The following is a 533-nucleotide window of genomic DNA, read 5'->3' on the forward strand; positions in this document are numbered from 1 at the left end:
CGTTGCGAGGTGGCGTATATTACGCTTTCCTCTTTCAGAGTCAACCCGTTATTTCAGGATTTTTTCTCTTCAACCGACCGCGTTGTCTGTGAAGTGTTTCACATCCGCCGTGTCGATGGAGGCGCATTATAGGGATCCCAATTTTTAGCACAAGTATTTTTTAGATCTTTTTTTCCGACTGCTGATTTTCCGCGCTTTTCGCTGAAATCCCGCCCGATCTGCTTAAATATTGACGTATTTTGCCTTGCCTCGATCCATTAATACGATCAAAGTCTTCTGTATAGCGCTCATTCTTAGAGGTAGATATGTCTGCAGTATTGCGTCCTTATAAAGATCTGTTCCCCCAAAAAGGCGATCGCGTGATGATCGATGCCAGCAGCGTGGTCGTTGGTGATGTGCGAATGGCCGAGGATGTCAGCATCTGGCCGCTCGTCGCCATCAGGGGAGATGTTAACTATGTGTCGATTGGTGCACGTACCAACATTCAGGACGGTAGCGTTCTGCATGTCACGCACAAATCCTCCTATAACCCC

The 533-nt window shown here is 47.5% G+C and carries 1 protein-coding gene; it reads left to right on the forward strand.

Features of this window, described 5'->3' with window-relative positions; genetic code table 11:
* Window positions 1-305: 305 nt before the first annotated feature.
* Window positions 306-533 (forward strand): gamma carbonic anhydrase family protein (locus LJA86_RS22165; RefSeq protein WP_420707839.1); only part of this gene is annotated, 228 nt, incomplete at its 3' end.

Source organism: Enterobacter sp. TCD1-1, assembly GCF_020567405.1.
Taxonomy (GTDB): Bacteria; Pseudomonadota; Gammaproteobacteria; order Enterobacterales; family Enterobacteriaceae; genus Enterobacter; species Enterobacter quasiroggenkampii.